Here is a 19743-nt window from a genome sequence, read left to right on the forward strand (position 1 = left end):
ACGTGACCTGCGGATGCGGGGTCGGGTTCGACCCTTGACAACGCAACGTCCGGCAAGAATCCTCTACCATGAAAGACAATTCTACATGGTGGGGTGCGGCCTCACCATGCTCGCTCGCCGATAAGAGAGTGGTCACCATGGACGGAACCGGCAACCTCGACGCGACACTGTTCCCGGAGCCCGCCGGGCCGGGTGGCGCGGACTCGGGCGACGACCGCACCCGCGTCTTCCACGCCGCCCACGTGCTGGCGGACGGCGGCGCGAGGCCGACGGCGTTCGCGGTGGCCCACGACGTGGTGGTGGCGGTCGGAGACAGCGCTGAGCTCCGCTCGCGGTTCCCCGACGGCGACCACGTCGACCTCGGCGGCGCGCTCGTGACGCCCGGGTTCAACGACGCTCATTGTCATCCGTCGGTCACGGCCGAGAACCGGCTTCGGCTCGACGTGAGCGCGGGCGTCGTGGACTCGCTCGCCGACATCAAGGCGCGGCTGTCCGGGCTCGCGGCGACCACGGCACCGGGCGAGTGGGTGATCGCCGCCGGCTACGACCCGGCGCGAACCGAGCCGGGGCAGCGCCTCGACCGCTGGTCGCTCGACGAGATCTCGCGCACCCAGCCCGTGGCCGTCATCGTCTTCAACTGGCACATCGCGGTCGTCAACAGTGCCGCCCTGGAGGCGATCGGCTACGACCGGGACACCCGCGACCCGGTCGGGGGCGAGCTCGGGCGCGCCGTGGACGGCGAGCTCGACGGCTGGCTGTACGAGCAGGCGTTCCTGCTTCCGTTCTGGGCCGGCACCGGCCGGGCGCCCTGGGTGCGCGAGCCCGACCTTCCCGCCCTCGTGGACGCCCTCGTCGAGGAGAACGAGTACCTGCACTCGCTGGGCATCACGTCCTACTGCGACGCGATCGTCACGCCCAACGTCTGGGGGGTCTACGCCCAGGCCAGGGCCGAGGGGCGGCTCACTCCCCGCGTGGGCATGCTGCTCTGGTACACCTACTTCGAGACCGCTCGTGAGCTGGGCATCACCGCGGGCTTCGGCGACGACCGGCTCCGCTACGTCGGCATCAAGACCATGCACGACGGGGCGATCAGCGGCGGCACGTGCCTGTGCAGGCAGCCCTACGCGAGCGCGACGGGCAAGGACAACGGCATCCAGCTCGTCGACGACGGCGAGTTCGACGACCTGGTGGAACGCGTGCACGCGGCGGGAGACCGGATCTGCGTGCACGCCAACGGCGACCTGGCCATCCAGAAGGTTCTGGACGCCGTCGAGGCGGCCCAGCGCAAGCACCCGCATCAGAGGCGCATCAACCACCGCATCGAGCACGCCAGCATGGCCGACCGGGAGCTGATGGGACGCATCCGCGCGGCCGGGGTGACGCCCGTGCCGTTCGGCGGCTTGATGCGGCAGTACGGCGACCAGGTGACCCGCTTCTACGGTCTCGAACAAGCGGAGAGGACTCTCCCGCACCGCTCCTTCCTTGAGGAGGGCATCCCCGTGGCCGGGTCGTCCGACTACCCGGTGACCCCGCCGTCGCCCTTGGTCGCGATGCAGTCGATGACGACGCGGACCACCGTGAACGGCAACCTTCTGGGCGGCGACCAGCGCATCGACGTGCGGGACGCACTGGCGATCTACACCCGCGGATCCGCCCACGCCACCGGCGAGTCGGGCCGCAAGGGCCGGCTCGTCCCGGGCCAGCTCGCCGACTTCGTCGTCCTCGACACCGACATCACGGCGGCCCCCGAGCGGATCGGGGAGACCCGGGTGCTCTCCACCTGGGTCGGCGGCCAGCAGGTCTGGGCCGGGTAGCCGGCGCGACGAGCAGCCGTCCGAGCGAACCGGTCACCGGAGCCGCCCCCGAGCCGTCCCCGGCGCTGAAAGATTGGACCGCCCATGTCACGCCCATCACGGCGCGCCGGCCTCGCCGGCCCGCCAGGTCTTCGTGTCACCGACGCCGGGCACGCGACCCTTCCGATCGTGTGCGCCGCGACCTTCCTGATCCTGGTCGACTACACGGCGCCGATGACCACCTTGCCGGCCACCATGGTCGCCCTGGACGGGGACAGCACCGGCCAGGTGTGGGCGTTGAACGGCATGCCGCTGGGGTTGGCCGCGTTCCTGCTGGTGGCGGGGCGTCTCGCCGACGACCACGGGCGCAGGCGGCTCTTCGTCGCCGGGATGGCCACGCTCGTCCCGGCGACCGTGGTCAGCGCTCTGGCGGGGGACCTCGTGACCTTCGTCGTCTCCCGCATCGTCCAGGGGGCGGCCGGGGCGGCGGTCATCGCGACGACGCTCGGTCTCATCGCGCAGGCCTACCCGGCGGGTCAGGGTCGCGTGCGGGCGACCGGGCTGTGGGGCGTGATGGTGGGCGCCGGGATCGCCGCGGGCCCCGTGGTCGCGGGCGCGGTCTCCGCGTGGCGGTGGAACGCGTGCTACTGGCTCATCGCCCTCTTCTCCGCCGGTCTCGCGGTGGCCGGTGCGCGCGGCCTGCGCGAGTCGCGCGCGGACGCCAGGCCCGGCGCCGACGTCCTGGGCGCGGCGGTGTGGACGGTGGCCCTGCTCGCGGCGATGACGGCGCTGACCGAGACTCGCAACGGCGGGACCGGGCCGCTCGTGCTCGTTCCCGCCGGTGTCAGCGCCGTGTGCCTCGTCGGCTTCGTCGTCCGGCAGCGCCGGACGACGAAGCCGCTGCTGGCCTTGCATCTTCTGCGCAACCGGACTCTTCTGGTCGCGACGTCCGGCGCGCTCGTCACGGGCATGTCGGTCATCGCGCTGACGAGCTATCTGCCGGCACTCCTGCAGTCGGAACTGGCGATGACCCCGCTGTCGGCGGCTCTGGTGCTGCTGGCCTGGTCGGCGACGTCGGCCGTGGCGGCTCTGTGCATGAGCAGGCTCCGCGCCGTGGGCGCCGCCCGGCAGCTGATCCTCGGCTTGGCCGCCTGCGCGGCGGGGCTGGCCGCACTGATCGGGACGCTGGGCTCCGGCGCCTGGGAGTGGACCGTTCCCGGCCTGGCCGTCACCGGTGTGGGCAGCGGGCTGGTCAACGCCGCCCTTCCCCGCCTCGCCATCGACAGTGTTCCCGCGGCGTACGCCGCGATGGGCTCGGGCATCAACAACACCGCCCGCTATGTGGGGTCCGCGATCGGGTTCGCCCTCCTGGTGGGCGTGGTCGACCCCGGTGAGGCGCAGGACTCATCTCTCAATGTCGACGGTGGTGTCGCATTGGCCGCCGGTCTGGCGTTGACTGGAGCCGTGGGCATCCTCGGGCTCGACCGGATGCGCCGACGCCACCGAGAGACGACGGGGACACGGTCATGAGATCAGAGCGGTCGTTCACCCCGGGCGCCGTCGTCCGCAGGGCGGCCCCGCCGACGTGTACGAAGGCGGCCGCCCCGTCCCGCGACGCGGGTCGGGGCGGGCCGCCGCGACGCGACGGCGAGGTCATCGCCGTCCTGTCCGCGCTTGAACAGCGGCTCGACGGCTCGACCGCGCGGGCCCTGGCCTCGGCGGTGGCCGACGCCGTCGCCGACGGGGCCCTGCGGCCCGGCTCCCGGCTGCCGCCGATACGCGTGGTGGCACGTGAGCTGGTGCTGTCACCCACGACCGTCTCCTCGGCGTGGGCGCTTCTCTGCCGATGGGGGCTGCTTCGCACCGATGGCCGGCGCGGCACCACCGTCCGGGACTCGCGGGCCGACCAGCCTCGATACCGGCAGGCCCTGTCGGCCGGGGCGCACGTGCGTCTCGACCTGTCCACCGGCCTGCCCGACGGCGCCCTGCTGCCGTCGCTCCCGGCCGGGACGGGCCTGTGGGACCTCGGCGCGCCGTCGAGCTGCCTCGACGACCCGGTGCTCCCGGGCCTGGCCGAGCGCATCCGCGCCGACTGGCCGTACGACGTGGCGGCGCTGACCTTGACCCACGGCAGCCTGGACGCCCTGGACTCGGTCTTTCGCTGCTTCCTCGCCCCGGGCGACAGGGTCGTCGTGGAGCATCCGACCTCTCCGCCGGTCATCGACATGCTCGACACGCTCGGGGTGAGCACCGTCGGAGTTCCGCTGGACGAGGACGGCCCGGACCCGGCCGCCCTGAAGGAGGCGTTGCGGCAGCCCGTCTCGATGGTCGTCCTCCAAGCGCGCGCGCACTGCCCGACCGGTGTCAGCACCACCCCGGGCCGGGCCGCGGAGCTGGCCCGCCTCCTGGCCGAGAGCCGCGCGCTGGTCGTCGAGGAGGACCCGATGTACGGGCTCTATCCGGAACCGCCGGTCACCTTGGGGTCGTGGCTGCCGCACCGGACCGTCCACATCCGCGGCTTCGCCAAGGGCTACGGCCCGGAGCTGCGCATCGCGGCGGTCGGCGGCAGCGAGGACGTCGTGTCGGCACTGGGCGCGCGACGGCGGCTCGGGCAGGGGTGGACCAGCCGCCTCCTGCAGCGCCTGCTCGACGCGATGCTCCGGGACGAGGCCACCGGCGCGGCGCTGCGCCGGGCCGGAGCGGAGTACGACCGGCGCCGAGCGACGCTGACGAGGGAACTGTCGGCGCTGGGCGTACCGGTCGCCGGGCGGGACGGGCTCAACGTCTGGGTGCCGGTCGCCGACGAAAGCGCGGCCGTGGCCTGGCTCGACGGCGCCGGTATCGGCGTCAGCGCGGGTTCGGCGTTCATGACGCTCGCGGAGCCTCAGGCGTACATCCGGGTGACCGCGGGACTCGTCGCGAACGGGCACGCCGCGCTCGCCCGCCAGATCGCCGCCGCCTCGCGCTACGACCTCGGCCGCGGCTAGCCCGCGCCCGACCGTCGCATCGCACGGGTCACCCAAGGTCTCGGGTGAATCGCGCACGGTACCGGACGGGTCGCCACGGTCGGGCCACCCGGGCTGGAAGGGGGGAGCCGCCCACGTGGCCCGACCGGATCGGCTGCCACGTCCTCAGCGCGTCCTCGGGAACCCGAGATCGATCGTCGACGTGCCGGGGTCGGGCCACCGGGACGTCACGACCTTGCCCCTGGTGTAGAAGTTGATGCCCTCGGGACCGTACATGTGCGTGTCTCCGAACAGCGAGGCCTTCCACCCGCCGAAGGAGTAGTAGGACACTGGCACGGGGATGGGGACGTTGATGCCGACCATGCCGACCTGGACGTCGAACTGGTACTGGCGCGCGGCCCCGCCGTCCCTGGTGAAGATGGTCGTCCCGTTGGCGAACGGGTTGGAGTTCACCAGTTCGATGGCGGCCTGGTAGTCGTCCACGCGGACGACACCGAGCACCGGCCCGAAGATCTCGTCGCGGTAGACGCTCATGTCCGGGCGCACGTGGTCCAGCAGCGTCGTGCCCAGGAAGAACCCGTTGCCGGGAAGGTCGGCCTCACGGCCGTCGACGACGACGTGCGCGCCGGAGCTCGCCCCCTCCCCGACGTAGGCGGCGACGCGGTCGCGGTGCTCAGCGGTGATCAGGGGCCCCATGTCGACGTTCGGGTCGGTTCCGTCGCCGATCGTGAGCTTGGGGAGCCGGTCGGCGATGGCCTCGACCAGGCGGTCGCCGACGTCCCCGACGGCGACGGCGACCGACAGCGCCATGCAGCGCTCTCCGGCCGCGCCGTAGGCGGCGGAGATGATCGCGTCGGCGGCCATGCCGACATCGGCGTCCGGCAGGACGACGGCGTGGTTCTTGGCGCCGCCGAGCGCCTGCACCCGCTTGCCGTGCGCCGTTCCGGTCTCATAGACCCGCTTGGCGATCGGGGTCGAGCCGACGAAGCTGACCGCGGCCACCTCCGGGTGGGTGAGGAGGACGTCGACCGCTTCCTTGTCGCCCTGGAGGACGGTGAAGACACCGGCGGGCAGGCCCGCCCTCGTCCAGAGGTCGGCGAGGAACAGCGAGGCGGACGGGTCCTTCTCGCTCGGCTTGAGGATGAAGGCGTTGCCGCACGCGATGGCGTTCGCGCACATCCACAGCGGCACCATCACCGGGAAGTTGAAGGGCGTGATCCCCGCGACGACGCCCAGCGGCTGGCGGATGCTGTAGACGTCGACGCCGGTGCCGGCCTGCTCCGAGAACGACCCCTTCAAAAGGTGCGGGACGCCGCTGGCGAACTCCACGTTCTCAAGACCGCGCTGGATCTCGCCGACCGCGTCCGCGAGCACCTTGCCGTGCTCGGCGGTGACGATGGCCGCCAGCTCGTCGATGTTGTCGTGCAGAAGCTCCCGGAAGGCGAAAAGGACCGCGGCCCGGCGGGAGAGCGTGGAACGCCGCCAGCTCTCGGCGGCCCTCGCCGCCACGGCGATCGCGTCCCTCGTCTCGCTCTCCGACGCCAGGCTCACCGAGCCAGTCCGCTCACCGGTGGCGGGGTTGTACACCGCCGCGACCCGGCCGGAGCCGCCGGGCGCGGGCCGGCCGTCGATGAAGTGCCCGATCAGAGTTGTCATGAAGAGCAAGGTAGCGACGCCGAACCGCCTGGTCGCAGGCCGTTTGTCCTGTGGCAATACCGGTCTGTCGTGGGTCAAAGCCGATGCCCGGCCGGTTGTGAACGCCACCGTCACGGCCGCAGAGTCGGCGCCGTGGACTTCGTCCACCCACCATCGACACGCCGTCGCGGCGGCCGCCCTCGCGCTGAGCGGGGGGAGCGACAGAAGGAGGAACCACCATGCCGGTGGTCAGGATCGACGTCAGCGTGAACCGGTCGCCCGAGGACCTCAGGGCGATCTCCGACGGGGTGCACCGGGCGTTCGTGGACGCGATCGGCGTCCCGGAGGGCGACCGGTTCCACATTCTCTCCCAGCACCCGGTCGAGCACTTGATCGCAGACCCGGAGTACCTCGGAATCGCCCGCCAAGACGTGATCTTCATCCACATCACACTGATCAAGGGGCGCAGCGATGAACTCAAGGTGGCGCTGTACCGAGCGATCGGCGAGAACCTCGCGGCCATCCCGGGCGTCCGCGCGGAGGACGTGTCGATCGCGCTCGTCGAGAACGCCCCGGTCGACTACTCCTACGGTTCCGGAGAGGCACAGCTTCTGCACGCGCCGCCCGTCGCGGGCACCGGCCCGGAGTAGGGACGCCGCGTTGTAGCAGACGTCACAAAAAAAGACTAGTCTTGCTTGCAAGAACATTCTACATCACAGTCGTGATTCCTCGCCTCATCTCGGTAGGTCCAGCGTCGGGCCACCCTCCTCTGGCGTCCACAGGCAACCCGTCGTCAGGAAGGCCCTCATGAAGAAGACAGAGTCCAGCGACACGACCGCTCCGCCGGTGGCCGCCCCCGCGGCCGCCTCGGCGACCCAGGCGCAGCCCGCTCCCGCCGCCCTGCCGACAACCGATCACGACAACGTCCTCTCCTACGTCAAGGAGGCGGTCACCGGCGACATGCCCCGGTTCCGCGCCCGGCTGGACGCCAGTCCCGTCGCCGCCTTCGCCGACTCCGCGCTGCGCGGTGTGAGCATGGTGGTCTTCACCAGCAACCCGCTGACCGGGGCGGTCCTGCTCGCCACGGTGGCCGTCGCGTCGGCCTGGCTGGGCGTGACGGTCACGGTGGGCGTGCTCGCCGCGACGGCCGCGGCCAAGTTCCTCCGCCTGGACTGCGACGCCTGCCGGGTGGGGGTCTTCGGCTACAACGGGGCGATCGCCGGCGCCGGGCTCGGAACGTTCCTGGCCCCGGAGTGGAACCTCGCCGCCCTGGCGCTGGTCGCGGTCGCCGCCGCGCTCACCGCCCCGCTCATGGCGGTGCTCCTCCGGGTGATGACGGAGGTCTGGGGCGTCAGGCCCCTCACGCTGCCGTTCAACCTGGTCGTGATCGGGCTCGTCGCCGCGCTCGTCTCGGTCGAGCGCGGGCATGCCGGTCCCCTCGTCGGTCACGCCAACACCGGGCGAGCCGCGACGGCCGCCGACAGCACCCTGCGGCTGGCACCGGGCGGCGGTGAGGTCGACCTGGTGAGGGGCATCGCCGAGTCCGTCGTCCACGGCGCCGGTCAGCTGTTCTTCCTGCCCGGCACCGTCAGCGGCCTGCTGGTCCTGCTGGGCCTGGCGCTGTGCTCCAGGCTGCTGGCGGCGCTCGCGGTCCTGGGGTCGGTGACCGCCGTGGCGAGCGCTCAGGTCATGGGGGTCGACGGGTTCCTCACGCACTTCGGCCTGGTCGGGCTGAACGGGCTTCTGGTGTGCCTGGCGGTGGGCGGCGTCTGCCTGCAGCCGTCGGCCAGGTCGGTGGCCCTCGGCGTCGCGGGCGCGGCGCTCTCGCCGCTGGTGCTCGTCGCGCTCGGGCCGCTCGCGGCGCTCTTCGGCATGCCCACCGCGATGTCCCTGCCGTTCTGCCTGATCGTCCCGGCGCTGCTCCTGCTGCACGAGACGTCTCCCGTCCTGAAGCGAGCCTGATTCCTCCGCCGCGGCGTGCGTCTCGCGGCGCGTACACAAAGAAAGAAACGATGATGACGATCTCTGCGCTACCCACGGCCCCGTCCCTGACCGACCTCGCCTCCGCCTTCGCGGCGGGCACCGTGTCGCCCGTCGGCTTCCTCGAGGAAGTGCTGGCGCGCATCGATCGCGACAACGGCCGGCTGCGCGCCTTCGAGCACGTCGCGCCCGAGTCGGCTCGTGCCGAGGCGCGCGCCTCGGCGGAGCGGTTCGCCCGGGGCGCGGCCCGCGGCCCCCTCGACGGCGTCCCGGTCGGCGTGAAGGACGTCCTGGCCGTGCGCGGCATGCCCCTCGGAGCCGGCTCGCCGACGCTGAAAGGGCAGGTCGCGTCGGCGGACTCCGCCGTGGTGGACCAGCTTCGGCGGGCCGGCGCGGTGATCGTGGGGATCAACTCCTGTGACGAGTACGCCCTCAGCACGGTGGGCGCACCGGCGGTCAACCCGATCGATCCCGGACGGATCGCGGGCGGCTCGAGCGGCGGGTCGGCCGTGGCGGTGGCGGCGGGCCTGTGCCCGGTCTCGATCGGCACCGACACCGGCGGCAGCATCCGGATCCCCGCGGCCTGCTGCGGCGTCGTGGGCCACAAGCCCTCCAGGGGAGTCCTCGACACCGAGGGCGTCATCCCGATGGCGGCGTCACTCGACCATGTGGGGGTGACCGCGCGCACCGCCGAGGACGCGGCGATCGTCCACCGCGTCCTCGCGGGCGGATCCGAGCACCGCCCGCAGAACCTCGGCGGACTGACCCTGGGCGTCCCCCACAAGCTCGTCGGCATCGCCGACGCCGAGGTGCAGGCGTCGTTCGCCGCGTTCCTGAGCAGGCTGCATGACCTCGACGTTCAGACGGTGCCGGTCGAGCTCCCCTCGGTCGACACCGTTCGCGCGATCCACCACACCATCGTGCCGGTGGAGCTGGCCGCCTACCACCACGAGTTCAACCCGCACCTGGACCGATGCGGAGAGGTGCTGCAGATGGTCGTCGGGCTGGCGGAGAACATCAGCGGCGTCGACTACTTCCGTGCCCGTCAGGCGCGAGGCGATCTCGCGGCGCGAGTCGACGCGGCACTGGCGGGCGTCGACGCGCTCGTCATGCCGACCCTGCCCGTGCCGGTGCCCTCGACCACCGCCCGTGAGCTGACGGTCGACTCGCAACTCGTCGATGTCACCTCCGCGCTCATCTCGTTCACCTCGCTGTTCAACCACACCGGGCACCCGGTCGTCGCGCTCCCGGCCCCGGGAGCCGCCACCGCGGCATCGGGAGTCCAGGTCGTCGGACGGCTCGGCTTCGACGACGGCCTGCTCGGCATCGTCGTGGCCCTGGAGAACGCGGCCGGCTGACGACCCGGCCCTCGGACGGGGGCGCGCCCCGACCAGGCCCGGCCCGTGCCCGCGAGCAGGCTCCTGGCCACTCCGTCCGGATCGGTCTCGGCGACCGCCATCGAACCCGAAGCACTTCGATGGCGGTCGCACGAACCGGAGGGAGGGGGTCCTACGCGCCCAGCAGCTGACGGTAGAGCGGGTTCTCATGGATGCCGATGGCGGCCTCGATGGTCTCGGCGGCGTCGAGGCACAGGTCCTCCCGGAACCGCGGCCCGATGATCTGGACGGCCTGGGGCAGGCCGTCCTGGACGCCGACCGGAACCGTCACCGCGGGCAGTCCGAGCACGTTGACCGGCAGGGTCATGCGCATGGCGGCGACCATTTCCTCGGTGGTGCCGGGTGCCTTGAGGTCCCAGCCGACGGGGAACGGCGGCTGCGCGGAGACCGGTGCCAGGATCAGGGGGCTCTCGTCCTGGAAATGGGCCCATTGCGCCGCGATGGTCTTGCGGGCGCCGTATGCCATGCCGTGCGCGACGGGGTCAGGTGCGGGGAACAGGTGGAAATAGCCGTCCTCGACGACGGTCCGCAGTTCCTCCGAGGCCAGTGGGCCCAGTCGTGGCCACGCCCACCTGAACTCTGTGACGGCCAGGGTGTTCCACAGCTCCGCGGCGCGGTCCACCTCCGGCGGCTCGTTCTCCTGGACGGCGTACCCGGCCCCGGCGAGGACCTGCGCGGCGCGTCGTACACCCGAGGCCACCTGCGGGTCGACGCCGTCCCACAGAGTGACCGCGACACCGATGGGGCCCGTGAGCGGGGGCCCGGTCAGCGGGACCGGCACCTGCCACGGGTCGCGCAGGTCCGGCAGGCAGGCCGCGGCGAACGCCGGACGCAGATCCGCCACCCTGCGCGCCATCGGCCCGTTCGCCTGCAGCAGCTGCATGCTCATCGGCAGTTCCGGCGCTCCCTCCGTGTGCGCCGCGATCCGCCCGAAGGTGGGTTTGAGCGAGGCGACGCCACAGCACTGCGCGGGGAACCGCAGCGAGCCGCCGAGGTCGTTGGCGATCCCGAGCGGGGTCATTCCGCTGATGAGCGCCACCGCGTCGCCGCCGCTGGACCCGCCGGGAGTACGGCCGCGGTCCCAGGGGTTGACGGTGTCGCCGCCGATCCAGCTGGACGTGTGGTACCGGAACCCGGCCTCGGACATGTTCGTGCGGCCGATGGGGATCGCGCCCGCCGCTCGCACACCGGCCACGATCGGCGCGTCGGCCGACGCGATGGCCTGGCCGAGCCCCGCGAGACCACGGGTGGTGGCGCTGCCGGCCAGGTCGAGGTTCTCCTTGACCGTGAACGGCACGCCGTGCAGCGGCCCGACCTCCTCGCCGGCGGCCAGCCGGCGGTCCGCGTCGTCAGCGGCGGCCAGGGCCTCCTCCGCCAGCACCACCCGGATCGCGTTCAGGTCGCGGTTGACCGCCTCGATCCGGCCTAGCGCGCTCTCGACCGCCTCGCGGCTGGACACCTCCCGTGCCCGGATCGCCTGCGCCAGTTCCATCGCCGACCATGAGAACACCACAACGTCCCTTTCACTGGATCAGCCTTTGACCGTGCCCGGTACGGATCGCCGCTCGCGGGTCATGCCCCCGCCGCGTCGAGGAGCCGCTCGGCCGTCCGGCGGGCGAGCGCGGCGGCGTCCCGGTCTCCCTCCACGGCCATCCGCGCGTTCGCCCCGTCCAGCAGCAACAGCAGCGCGTGCCCGAGTTCGCCGGGATCGTCGGCGCCCGCGTCCCGCGCCTGCGCCGTCAGCACCTCGCGCAGCCAGCGCTTGTGGCGCACGACGACCTCCCTGGCCGGGTCCTCGGCGTCGCACAGTTCCGCGGCGGCGTTGAGGAACGGGCAGCCTCGATCGCCGTCCCGCCGGTGGAAGCGCTGCAACCAGTCGAACACCGCCAGGATCCGCGCACGGGGCCCGTCCTGGTCGTCCAGGTGCCGCTCCAGCTCCGCCCGCCGACGGACATGGATCTCTTCCAGGACCGCCGTGACGAGCGCGCCCTTGGACCCGAACCTCGCGTAGAGCGTCGGCTTGGACACCCCGGAGCGGGCGACGAGGGTGTCGACGCCCGTGGCGGTGATGCCCTCCGCGTAGAAGAGCTTGGCCGCGGTATCGATGAGCCGCTCACGGCTCCTGGCCGCACGAGCCGATTCGATCATGGCTGGAACTTAACAGACAGGTCTGTAAAGTTCCAGCCGCATCGACGCGAGTGAGCGCACAGTGAGGACCCGGTCCGGCTAGAACGCGCTTAGCGTGGAGCGGGGTCGGCGGACTCGGGGGTCAGGAGCGCGGTCTGCTGCTCCGCCCATTGGACGGCGGCGCCGGCGACCGGGATCGTCGGGTTGACCAGCCACGCCGCCTCCAGGCCGTAGCAGAACGCGATGATCTCCATGGCCTTCAGCCGCGGGTCCACGTCGTCGCGCATCTCGCCCCGCTCCTGGGCGGACCGCAGCGTGGCCGCGACGCGGTCGATCGTCGTCCGATAGCCCTCGGCCAGGCGGGGGTGGAGGTCGGTGTCCTTGCCGACGTTCTCCGCGAGCACCACCGTGTTCAGGCCGATCAGGCTGTACACGCTGTCGTCGCGCGGACGGCTCGGCCAGTCGGCCATGTGCCGCGCGATGATCCACACGATCTTGAGGCCGGGGTCGGGATCGTCGCCCCACAGCCACTGCTCGGTGAACGCCACGTAGCGATCGAGCACCGCGTTGAGCAGCGCCTCCTTGCTGCCGAAGTGATACAGCAGCCCGGTCTGCGACACCCCGGCCTCGGTCGCGATGTCGCTGAGACTCGTGCCCCGCGCTCCGTTGCGCGCGATGAACCGCACGGCGACCTCGACGATGCGCTCCCGGGTCTCGATGCCCTTGGCCGACGACGTCTTGGACCTGGGGGTGGGCACGGTTCGTTCTCCCTCGCGCTGACGAAAGGTCGCCTCGAGTATAGACAACCGACTGAGTACTCAGTAACCTTCCGCGAACAGACTGAACAATCAGTCGGTACTGGGCCGAGGCGGATGAGGTTGATCGCGTGAGTGCAGAGGTCGGGCAGAAGCGTTCGGACGTCCACGATGCCGATGTGCCGCCGCGGCCCCACGAGCAGGTGCGCGCCTTCTTGGAGCGATCCACGCCGTCGCCCGACCCCTGGACCGCCGACATCGCCGCCGTGCGCGCCGACACCCGGGAACGGGTCCTGGCGGTGACGGGCGTGCCGCAACCCGTGGTGTCCGTCGAGGCGATCGACGCGGACGGCGTCGCGGCCCGGCTGTACCGGCCCACCGGTACGGAGCGGGCGGTGCTCGTCTGGGCCCACGGGGGCGGCTGGATCCACGGTGACCTGGACACCGCCGACGGCGTCGCCCGCGCCCTGGCGAACAAGGGCGGGTGCGCCGTGCTCTCCGTCGACTACCGGCTCGCGCCCGAGCACCCGTTTCCCGCCGGGCTCGACGACGTCTGGACCGCCGTCGAGTGGGCGCGGCGCGCCTTCGACGGCGTCGCCGTCGGCGGGGACAGCTCGGGGGGCAACCTCGCGGCCGCGGCGGCGCTCAAAGCGCGCGACGGCGGGGTCGAGATCGCGGCTCAGCTGCTCGTGTACCCCGTGCTCGACAGCACGCCGGACACCGATTACAAGATCGCGTTCAGGCGGCGGTACGCCCGCTTCGCCGGTCGGCCCGGCTTCGGCCCCGACACCTACCGGCGTCTGGAGCACATCTGGGAGACCTACGTCCCCGATCCGGCGCTGCGCGCCTCCCCGTACGCGTCGCCGCTGCACGCGTCGTCCTTGGCCGGCGTCGCCCCCGCGACGATCATCACCGCCGAACACGACTTTCTCCGCGGCGAGGCCGAGGACTACGCCGGCCGGCTGCGGGCCGAGGGCGTGCCCGCCGAGCTGCGCGAGTACGCCGGCCAGATCCACGGCTTCTTCGAGATGCTCAGCGTGATGTCCGACGCGCGGCACGCCGTCGGCGTCGCCGGGGACGCCCTGCGCCGCGCCTTCCGACACCTGGTGGACCCCGTCTAGCCCGCGAAGGGAACTCCCGTGAGATCACTGACCCACCCCCGCAGAGCAGGCCGGATCGCCGCCGTCACGGCGGCCGGAGCGCTGCTCGTGTCCGCGTGCGCGCCGAGCGCGACGTCCGAGGCGGACAGGCCGGCGAAGCCGGTCAACACCGACATCGGTGCCAAGCCCGTCACGCTGACGCTGCTCGTCACCAGCGGCACGGACGTGCCGTTCTTCACGGCGCTCGGCAAGCTGTTCCACGCCGAGCACGACAACGTCACCGTCAAGGTGACCAGCCAGGACTACGGTGCGCTGACCACCAACATCGCGCATGTCCTCACCGGCGGCAACGTGCCCGACCTGGTCCGGGTCCCGCAGTTCGGCAACCTGGTCAACAATCGCCTCCTGACGAATCTCGACCCCTACGCGAAGGTCTACGGCTGGGACGGCTGGCCCCAATCGCAGTTCGCCTCGACCCGTGTCGCGGCCGACGGCAAACAGCGCGGAACGGGGTCGCTGTACGGCGCCGGTCCGGGCTTCGGCCTCACCGGCGTCTACTACGACAAGACGCTCGCGCAACGGATCGGGATGTCGCGGCCACCGGCGACCGTCGCCGAGTTCGAGGGGCTCCTCGCCAAGGCCAAGGACGCCGGGCTGCAGCCGATCATGATCAACGGCAAGGACGGGGGAACCGTGTACCCGTTGCAGAACCTGCTGATGGACGATGCGGCCAAGGCGCGGGCCGTCCAGGACTGGAACTTCGCCAAGCCCGGCGCGAACATCAACACTCCGGCCATGGTGTCGGCCGCCACCACGCTGCGCCGCTGGGCACAGGACGGTTACCTGCCGGCCGACGTGAACACCATCGACCAGACCCGGGCGCCCGCCGAGTTCCTCAAGGGCAAGTCCGTCTTCTTCCCCAGCGGGAACTGGCAGGCTCCCGGGCTGGACAAGGCCGGTCAGGGCAAGGTCGGCTTCTTCTTGTTCCCGCCCGGCGAGGCCGGTGGTTCCTCCTGGGCGATGACCGCCGCCGCCAACCTCGGGATCCCGGCGAAGTCGTCCCACGCCGACGTCGCCGCCGCATTCCTCGACTTCGTCCAGACCGACCCGCGAGCCCGGCAGGACACGGTGACCCTGGGCGGTCTCGTCCCGGCGGGGCCGGTGAACGCCGCCGTCCCGGCCGCACCGGCCGGATCGGCCGTCGCCGCGACCGTCACGGCGTTCCAGTCCCTGCTCAAGAGCGACGGGCTGGTGGGGTTCATGGCCGACGCCACCGCGTCGATCAACGTGAACACCCTGCTGCCGCAGACGCAGCTGCTGCTCAGCGGCAAGACGTCGCCGACGGCGTTCGCGGCCAAGGTCCAGGGCGACTATGAGCGCGATCTCGGGCGCTGAGGCACCCGGCGATTCGGTTCGGTCCTATCAGGAGGCGCAATGCCGACGATCTCCAATCCGCCCGGGACGCGCCGGACCTCGACCACGTCGGTCCCGCCGAGCACGACGACCCCCGGCGAACGCCCCGTGCCCGGCGAACCGGGCCGGCGTCCCCGGCGAGCCGGGGCCCGGCGATGGAGCGCGCTGCTCTGGGTGGCACCGGCGTTCGGAATGTACGCGGTGTTCGTGCTGTACCCGCTGTTCCAGTCGGTGCAGTACTCCTTCTACGACTGGGACGGCGTCGGCACCGCCACGCCCGCGGGGCTGGACAACTGGAAGGCGCTCGTCACCCAGGCGGAGCTTCTGCGGTCCGTCGAGCACGCCTTCGTCCTGATCGTGTTCTATACGGTGCTGCCGGTCGGACTCGGCCTGGTCGCGGCGACGCTCATCCGGGAGCTCAGGCCGGGCCCGTTCAACACCGTCGCCCGGGTGGTCCTCTTCGTCCCCCAGGTGCTGCCGCTCGTCGCGGCCGGCATCGCCTGGACGTGGATGTACTCCTCGGACGGGCTCGTCAACCAGATCCTGCGGGCGTTCGGCCTCGGCGCGCACACGCGGGACTGGCTCGGCGACTTCACGTTCGCCCTCCCCGCCGTCGGCGTGATCGGCGTCTGGGTGATGCTCGGCTTCTGCACGGTGCTGATGCTCGCCGGCATCGGCAAGATCGACCCGTCCCTGTACGAGGCCGCCCGGCTGGACGGCGCGGGACGGCTCCGCGAGTTCCTCGCCGTGACGCTGCCCGGACTGCGTCGGGAACTCGTCGTCTGCACCACCTTCACCATGATCGCCGCCCTGGCCAGCTTCGACGTGATCCAGATCTCGACCCAGGGAGGACCCGGCTACCAGACGATGGTCCCCGGCGTGGAGATCTACCGGCTCACCTTCCTCCAGCAGCACGTCGGCCAGGCGTCCGCGCTGGCGGTGTTCCTGGCCGTCCTGGTCCTCGTCGTCATCTGGCCGATCCAGCGCCTGGGGAGGGAGAAGTGAGGACGTCCACCGCGCAGCGCGTCACCCGCACCGGCATCCTGCTCGCGCTGATGCTGTTCGCGATCGTGCCGCTGCTCAGCATGTTCACCACCGCCCTCGCGGAACCGGGCAGCCCCCCGCAGGGACTCAGCTGGCCGGCCCACCCGCACTGGCGCAACTTCCTCGACGCGTGGAACTCGGCGAACCTCCTCGCCCTGTTCCGTTCCAGCGCGCTGATCGTGCTGGGCGTCGTCCCGGCCACGGTCGCGATGGCCACCGCCGCGGGCTATGCGCTCGCCCAGCTGAAAGTGCCCGGCGGAAAGGCGATCTACACCGTATTGATCGTCGGCCTGACCCTGCCGGTCGAGGCGCTCATCACCCCGCTCTACTACGACCTCCGGAGCATGGGCCTGCTGGGGACGCGGCCGGCGATCGTCCTGCCGCTCATCGGGCTGCTGATGCCGTTCGGCGTCTTCTGGATGCGGGCCCACTTCCTCGGCGCCGAGACGGCGCTCACCGAGGCGGCGAAGATCGACGGCGCCGGCACCTGGCAGATCTTCCGCCGCGTCCACCTGCCGCTGGCCACCCCCGCCCTGTCCGCGCTGTCGGTCCTGTTCTTCCTCGCCACCTGGAACCAGTACCTGCTGCCGCTCGTCCTCGTCGACGACCCGGCGAAGCGCACGGTCGCCGGGGGACTCGGCGCCTTCCAGGGCCAGTACGGCACCGACATCGTCCTGCTCTGCGCCGGATCACTGCTGATCATTCTGCCCTCGCTGGTGATCTTCCTGGTGTTCCAGCGCAACTTCGTCAAGGCACTGCTGCAAGGGGCCGTCAAGTAACGGGCCCGGCCCGTGGAGGCCCCGAGAGGCGCCTCGTCCCCCCTTCGCCCCGCACCCATCTCGCATGACACCATCCGGAGGCAGCGCCGCATGAGCGCAACCTTGGACCCGAGGGGTCCCCACCACCCGTCCCCGCGGGAGCCGATCGCGGTCGAGGACGGCCCGCGCGACCCCGAACTGGCGGCTGCCGTGCGTCGCATAGCCCGCGTCCCCCGGCTGCTGGTGGCCTGCGCCTATGACGGCGTCCTCAGCCCGCCCGGCACCGATCGGGGCCAGGCCGTCGCGTCCCCCGAGGCCGTCGCGACCCTGCGGCTCCTCGCGGCGCTGCCGGACACCTCGGTCGCCGTGATGTCCGGCCGTCCGCTGGGCGAACTGGCCACGCTGTCGCGGCTGCCCGCCGAGGTGCACCTCATCGCCGGCCACGGCGTCGAGCACACCCTCGGACCCGCGCTGATCTACACGGACACCGGCGGCGCCCTCGACGCCCTGCGCGCCCAGACCTCCGCCGGGGCGGTGCTGTTCATCGGCGACGGCCACGCCGACGCGGAGGTGTTCGCGCGGCTGAACGGCCCGGACCTCGGCATCGACACCACCGGCGCCACCGGCGAGCCCGACGCCACGGCGGTCGTCGCGCTGGGGCTGCTGGAGCGAACCCGCCGCCGGTGGCTGCACGGAGAGCCGGCCGTCCCCATCGAACGTCACTCCCTGCTGTCCGACCGGCGCACGGTCGCGCTCCTCGCCCCCGACGCCACCGTCACCTGGCTGTGCCATCCCCGGCCCGACTCGCCCAGCTTGTTCGGGCACCTGATCGGGGGCGCCGCCGCCGGACGCCTGACCACCGGCCCCCACCGCGGTGGCCTGCCCCTGGGCCAGCGCTACCGGACCGCCACGATGACCCTTGAGACCCGGTGGCCCGGACTGACCGTCACCGACTGGCTGGAGTCGGACGTCCCGGACGATCCGGCCGGTCACACGGACGTGACGGGCACCACCACCCTTGTGCGGGTGCTGTCCGGTACGGGCACGGCCCAGGTGGAATTCGCCCCGCGCCCGGAATTCGGCCAGATCGACGTCCAGCTCGTGCCCCACCCCAACGGGCTGCTGGTGGCCGGTGCCGGTGAACGCGCCGCCCTCTACTCACCGCAGGTCGACTGGATCGTCCGGCCCGATGAGGACGGCCACGACACCGCGCGCGCCGTCGTCGACCTCGCGGCGTGCGGCGGCGCCGTCACCCTCGAACTGCGCCTGGGCGAACATGATCTCCATCATCCGCCGGTCGACATCGAGAGCCGCCGGACGCGGGCCGAACGGCCATGGCGGGACTGGGCCGCCGGGCTGCGCCTGCCGACCTTCGCGCGCGCCGACGTCCTGCGCAGCGCCCTGACCCTGCGCGGTCTGTGCCACGCGCCGACCGGAGCGATCCTGGCCGCCGCCACGACGTCCCTTCCCGAGGAGATCGGAGGCGTCCGGAACTGGGACTACCGGTACTGCTGGCTGCGCGACGCCGCGATGACGGCCCGCACCCTGGCCGACCTCGGCAGCCTCCACGAGGCCGAGGACCTGCTGCGCTGGACCGGCGACCTGATCGCGGCCACCGGCGGCCACCCCGAACGCCTGCACCCCCTCTACACCCTGGACGGCCGGCACCTGGGCCCCGAAGCGGTCATCGAGACCCTGCCCGGCTATGCCGGCTCCCGGCCCGTCCGCGTCGGGAACCTCGCCGATCGCCAGCTGCAACTCGACATCTTCGGCCCCGTGACCGACCTGATCGCCGCCGTGGCCGACGCCCGCGGCGGCATCGGGGACGAGGAGTTCGCCATCGTCGAGGCCGCGGTCCAGGCCGTCCGGCGACGCTGGCGCGAGCCCGACCACGGGCTGTGGGAGGCCCGGCTGCCCCGGCGCCACCACGTCTACTCCAAGGTGATGTGCTGGCTGGCGGTGGACCGCGCACTCCACATCGCGGCACGGCATCGCGGCCATGACCGTCCCGAGTGGCGACGGCTCCGCGACCAGATCGCCTCCGACGTCATCGAATACGGCTGGCATCCCGAGGTGAACGCCTACACCGTCGCCTACGGCCACTCCGACCTGGACGCCTCGTCCCTGTGGGTCGGGCTGTCCGGCCTGCTCGACCCCGACGACCCCAGGTTCCTGGCCACCGTCGAAAGAGTCGAAGCCGAGCTGCGCAGCGGTCCGGTCGTCTACCGCTACCGCTGGGACGACGGACTGCCGGGCCGAGAGGGCGGCTTCCACCTGTGCACGGCCTGGCTGATCGAGGCATACCTCCGCACCGGCCGCCGCGACGACGCCGAAGAACTGTTCACCCAGATGCTCAACACCGCCGGTCCCACCGGCCTGCTCCCGGAGCAGTACGACCCACTGACCGAACGGGGTCTCGGCAACCACCCCCAGGCCTACAGTCACCTGGGCGTCATCCGCTGCGCACTCCTCCTGAACACCTGAAGCCTGCCCACAGAGGTCGGCCCGCGACGATGGCAGATGGGCGGCTCCGCATCGATCCAAATCGTACGACCGCAGGTCGTCAATCTTCTTGTCGTCATTCCCGATGTCTCCTCGCCGCCGGGCGAAGATCTCGGAGATCGGCGGCGGCCGGATCGGTGGCCACGTGAGGCCAGCGTTTGCCTCTCCCCGCCTCCATGTGTTGATTCGCCTTGTCGGCGCTGATTTGATCACTGTGGTGAAAGGGTGGCGATCTGGGACGACAATGGCCATCTTCGATTAGCGCACGCCATT

15 protein-coding genes are annotated in these 19743 nt (G+C 71.8%); 11 read left to right on the forward strand and 4 right to left on the reverse strand.

Features of this window, described 5'->3' with window-relative positions; translation table 11 throughout:
- The first annotated feature begins 137 nt into the window (after positions 1 to 137).
- The 3 genes from E1291_RS00675 to E1291_RS00685 all read left to right on the forward strand — a co-directional run bounded on the left by E1291_RS00675 (position 138) and on the right by E1291_RS00685 (position 4780).
- Positions 138 to 1814 (forward strand): amidohydrolase, encoded by a 1677-nt coding sequence (locus E1291_RS00675; RefSeq protein WP_165494894.1) that lies wholly within the window; start codon positions 138 to 140, stop codon positions 1812 to 1814.
- A 168-nt stretch (positions 1815 to 1982) separates the two neighbouring features.
- Positions 1983 to 3323, forward strand: coding sequence for an MFS transporter (locus E1291_RS00680; RefSeq protein WP_165494895.1), 1341 nt, complete (start codon positions 1983 to 1985; stop codon positions 3321 to 3323).
- Positions 3320 to 4780, forward strand: coding sequence for an aminotransferase-like domain-containing protein (locus E1291_RS00685; RefSeq protein ID WP_131735538.1), 1461 nt, complete (start codon positions 3320 to 3322; stop codon positions 4778 to 4780). Before E1291_RS00680 ends, E1291_RS00685 begins: the two co-directional genes overlap by 4 nt.
- A gap of 144 nt (positions 4781 to 4924) precedes the next feature.
- Here the strand turns inward: E1291_RS00685 and E1291_RS00690 are convergent, their stop codons facing one another.
- Entirely contained in the window at positions 4925 to 6415 is a 1491-nt protein-coding gene (locus E1291_RS00690; RefSeq protein WP_131735539.1) for a CoA-acylating methylmalonate-semialdehyde dehydrogenase, read from the reverse strand.
- Between the two features lie 218 nt (positions 6416 to 6633).
- Between E1291_RS00690 and E1291_RS00695 the strand changes: the two genes are divergently transcribed.
- From E1291_RS00695 to E1291_RS00705, 3 genes are all read left to right on the forward strand, one after another.
- Entirely contained in the window at positions 6634 to 7044 is a 411-nt protein-coding gene (locus E1291_RS00695; protein ID WP_131735540.1) for a tautomerase family protein, read from the forward strand.
- A gap of 157 nt (positions 7045 to 7201) precedes the next feature.
- Positions 7202 to 8356 (forward strand): urea transporter, encoded by a 1155-nt coding sequence (locus E1291_RS00700; protein ID WP_131735541.1) that lies wholly within the window; start codon positions 7202 to 7204, stop codon positions 8354 to 8356.
- A gap of 50 nt (positions 8357 to 8406) precedes the next feature.
- On the forward strand, positions 8407 to 9732 hold the full coding sequence (locus E1291_RS00705) for an amidase (RefSeq protein ID WP_131735542.1): 1326 nt from the start codon (positions 8407 to 8409) through the stop codon (positions 9730 to 9732).
- A gap of 151 nt (positions 9733 to 9883) precedes the next feature.
- On the opposite strand, the gene E1291_RS00710 is transcribed toward E1291_RS00705, so the two are convergent.
- The 3 genes from E1291_RS00710 to E1291_RS00720 all read right to left on the reverse strand — a co-directional run bounded on the left by E1291_RS00710 (position 9884) and on the right by E1291_RS00720 (position 12656).
- Entirely contained in the window at positions 9884 to 11284 is a 1401-nt protein-coding gene (locus E1291_RS00710; RefSeq protein WP_306434427.1) for an amidase, read from the reverse strand.
- Positions 11285 to 11343: 59 nt separating this feature from the next.
- Positions 11344 to 11919 (reverse strand): TetR/AcrR family transcriptional regulator, encoded by a 576-nt coding sequence (locus tag E1291_RS00715; RefSeq protein ID WP_131735544.1) that lies wholly within the window; start codon positions 11917 to 11919, stop codon positions 11344 to 11346.
- Positions 11920 to 12008: 89 nt separating this feature from the next.
- Positions 12009 to 12656 carry a TetR/AcrR family transcriptional regulator gene (locus tag E1291_RS00720; protein ID WP_165494896.1) on the reverse strand — a complete coding sequence of 216 codons (648 nt, stop codon included), beginning with the start codon at positions 12654 to 12656 and terminating at the stop codon, positions 12009 to 12011.
- A 128-nt stretch (positions 12657 to 12784) separates the two neighbouring features.
- Here E1291_RS00720 and E1291_RS00725 point away from each other — a divergent pair, with 128 nt between their 5' ends.
- From E1291_RS00725 to E1291_RS00745, 5 genes are all read left to right on the forward strand, one after another.
- Complete coding sequence (locus tag E1291_RS00725) at positions 12785 to 13774, forward strand: alpha/beta hydrolase (RefSeq protein WP_207400481.1); 990 nt, start codon at positions 12785 to 12787, stop codon at positions 13772 to 13774.
- Between the two features lie 18 nt (positions 13775 to 13792).
- Positions 13793 to 15148: an ABC transporter substrate-binding protein gene (locus tag E1291_RS00730; RefSeq protein ID WP_131735546.1), complete on the forward strand. Its 1356-nt coding sequence runs from the start codon at positions 13793 to 13795 to the stop codon at positions 15146 to 15148.
- A 39-nt stretch (positions 15149 to 15187) separates the two neighbouring features.
- On the forward strand, positions 15188 to 16171 hold the full coding sequence (locus tag E1291_RS00735; protein WP_131735547.1) for a carbohydrate ABC transporter permease: 984 nt from the start codon (positions 15188 to 15190) through the stop codon (positions 16169 to 16171).
- A complete protein-coding gene (locus tag E1291_RS00740; protein ID WP_242613861.1) occupies positions 16168 to 16989 on the forward strand; it encodes a carbohydrate ABC transporter permease in 822 nt (273 codons plus the stop codon). Before E1291_RS00735 ends, E1291_RS00740 begins: the two co-directional genes overlap by 4 nt.
- Before the next feature lie 90 nt (positions 16990 to 17079).
- Entirely contained in the window at positions 17080 to 19452 is a 2373-nt protein-coding gene (locus E1291_RS00745) for a trehalase-like domain-containing protein (RefSeq protein WP_131735548.1), read from the forward strand.
- Positions 19453 to 19743: the final 291 nt, after the last annotated feature.

The organism is Actinomadura roseirufa (assembly GCF_900659635.1).
Lineage (GTDB): Bacteria > Actinomycetota > Actinomycetes > Streptosporangiales > Streptosporangiaceae > Spirillospora > Spirillospora roseirufa.